The 2184-nt window shown below is 66.1% G+C and carries 5 protein-coding genes; 3 read left to right on the forward strand and 2 right to left on the reverse strand.

From position 1 onward, the window contains the following. Positions 1 to 525 (forward strand): 5,6-dimethylbenzimidazole synthase (gene bluB / locus EN780_RS32590; protein WP_128276326.1); only part of this gene is annotated, 525 nt, incomplete at its 5' end. Here the strand turns inward: bluB and EN780_RS32595 are convergent. After that, positions 526 to 732 (reverse strand): hypothetical protein, encoded by a 207-nt coding sequence (locus EN780_RS32595; protein ID WP_127392782.1) that lies wholly within the window; start codon positions 730 to 732, stop codon positions 526 to 528. 169 nt (positions 733 to 901) lie between these two features. On the opposite strand from EN780_RS32595, the gene ndk reads away from it, so the two are divergent. After that, on the forward strand, positions 902 to 1324 hold the full coding sequence (gene ndk / locus EN780_RS32600; protein ID WP_127283673.1) for a nucleoside-diphosphate kinase: 423 nt from the start codon (positions 902 to 904) through the stop codon (positions 1322 to 1324). Positions 1325 to 1504: 180 nt separating this feature from the next. After that, on the forward strand, positions 1505 to 1705 hold the full coding sequence (locus tag EN780_RS32605; protein ID WP_127392783.1) for a hypothetical protein: 201 nt from the start codon (positions 1505 to 1507) through the stop codon (positions 1703 to 1705). Between the two features lie 254 nt (positions 1706 to 1959). On the opposite strand, the gene EN780_RS32610 is transcribed toward EN780_RS32605, so the two are convergent. After that, positions 1960 to 2184, reverse strand: a 225-nt coding sequence (locus tag EN780_RS32610) for an META domain-containing protein (protein WP_133372824.1), incomplete at its 5' end; no start/stop codon positions are given.

Below are 2184 nucleotides of genomic sequence, written 5' to 3' on the forward strand. Positions count from 1 at the left end.
CTGGAGCGGCTGCTGGCGCTGGCCGCTGTCGCGCCGTCCGTCGGCCTCAGCCAGCCCTGGCGCTTCGTCGTGGTCGACAGTTCCGAGCGGCGCGAAGCGGTGAGAGGCTCTTTCGAGCGCTGCAACGCGGAAGCGCTGCGCTGCTTTTCCGGCGAGCGCGCCGCGCTCTACGCCCGCATGAAGCTCGCCGGGCTTGCCGAGGCGCCTTGTCAGTTCGCGGTCTTCGCCGACCGCACGACGGCGCAGGGCCATGGGCTCGGCCGCCTGACCATGCCCGCCACCATCGACTATTCGGCGGTCATGGCGGTGCATACGCTGTGGCTGGCGGCGCGGGCGGAAGGCATCGGCATGGGCTGGGTGTCGATTCTCGATCCGGCCGAAATCGCCGCCATTCTCGACACGCCGCCGGAATGGACATTGATCGGCTATTTCTGTCTCGGCTATCCCAGCGAACAGGACTGCGTGCCGACGCTGGAGCGCGAGGGCTGGGAGCAGCGGCGCGCGCCGGTGGTCCTCAAGCGGTAATCACTTCGCTCCGTCCCTGTCGACGAGCTTGACGCAGATCGGGTCGCCCTGCTCCATGCGGGCGCATTGCCATTCCGGGCCGAAACCGAAATTCTCCCTTGGCCCCAGCCCAGGAAAGACCAGCAGGACAAAGAGGGCGACGCCGACAAACACCGCCACGAACAGGATGCCGGCGATATCCCCGCGTCTGAGGTAAGGCCAGTTCATCGTGCGCCGTGCCCGGCTCCTTCGCTCTTGACCGCACGCCGCCATTGTCGCGCAAAGCGCCGTCCTTGGCCAGAACGCCAGCGGGTGGGCGCCTCCCCTTGGCAAGGCGCCATGCGGCTTGTATAGAGCCCGCCACCTCCAATTCCATTCTCACCACAAGGACGACCCAATGGCGATCGAACGCACCTTTTCCATGATCAAGCCGGACGCGACCCGGCGCAACCTGACCGGCGCCATCACCCAGATGCTGGAAGATGCCGGCCTGCGCGTCGTCGCCTCCCGCCGGGTGTGGATGAGCCGCCGTGAGGCCGAGGGCTTCTACGCCGTGCACAAGGAACGCCCGTTCTTCGGCGAGCTGGTGGAATTCATGTCCTCGGCGCCGACCATCGTGCAGGTGCTGGAAGGCGAGAACGCGATCGCCAAGAACCGCGAAGTGATGGGCGCCACCAACCCGGCCAACGCCGCCGAGGGCACCATCCGCAAGGTGCATGCGCTGTCGATCGGCGAGAATTCGGTGCACGGCTCCGACGCGCCGGAAACCGCCGCGCAGGAAATCAAGTACTGGTTCTCGGACACCGAGATCGTCGGCTGAACCGTTCAGCACGACGCAGGAATGAAGGCGGCAGCCGGCCGGTCCGGCGCCGCCTTTTCGATTCCAAGGTAGACAGGCCCATCTGGAGCGCTAACTTGATGTCATCGGCGATAACTGACCAAGGGCATCGCCGGCTGTGAGCGAGTATCGCGCTTCCGCCCTTCCACCAGGAAGCGGGCGATGATCGATCCCAAGGTTTCCACGAGCGGCATTGCCTACCCTGACGACCTTGCCTTGCTGAAGCGGGTCTATGACCGCATCTGCCAGGAGCGGGGCATCGGCGCCGGCAGTGCCGAAGCCGCGGATCTGGCGGCGCAAGCGATGGCGCTGTTTGCTGCCGGCGTCTTCGACGAAGACGAGATCAACCGCAGCCTGTCCTAAGACGAGTAGCGCCCGCCTGGATGCCCCGCCGCCCCTCGCGGCGGGTTCCCGTCACTTCGGTTGGCGGTCCTTCAGATTCGCATGCTCGTTGGCCGCCTCCGTGTCCGCCGCAGGCGTCCGCGTGTCGGCGCCTACAAACGGACGGCCCTGCCCGGGGGCGAGGTCGCCGCCAGGATGGCGCAGAACCAAGCTGAAAAACCTGTGATGCTTCGCGCGCCCTCTGTCACGCCAGTCCCATACGAAACTGTCGAGGACTAACTCGCCGCGTTGAAGCGCAGTATGACGCGGTCGTCCTTGTCGGCGATGATGAGCTTGCCGGCGTCGATATGGTAGGAGGCGGCCTTGGCGAGCGCCTCGAACAGCGCCTTCTCCTGCGCCATCACCTCCGGGGCGCAGGCCATGTAGGTCGAGCCGATGTCGCTGATGGCGATCTTTTCGCCGTCCACCTTGGCGGTGGCGAAATAGGCGTTGCAAGGGCC

Origin of the sequence: Mesorhizobium sp. M4B.F.Ca.ET.089.01.1.1 (assembly GCF_004022605.1) — a bacterium.
GTDB lineage: Bacteria > Pseudomonadota > Alphaproteobacteria > Rhizobiales > Rhizobiaceae > Mesorhizobium > Mesorhizobium abyssinicae.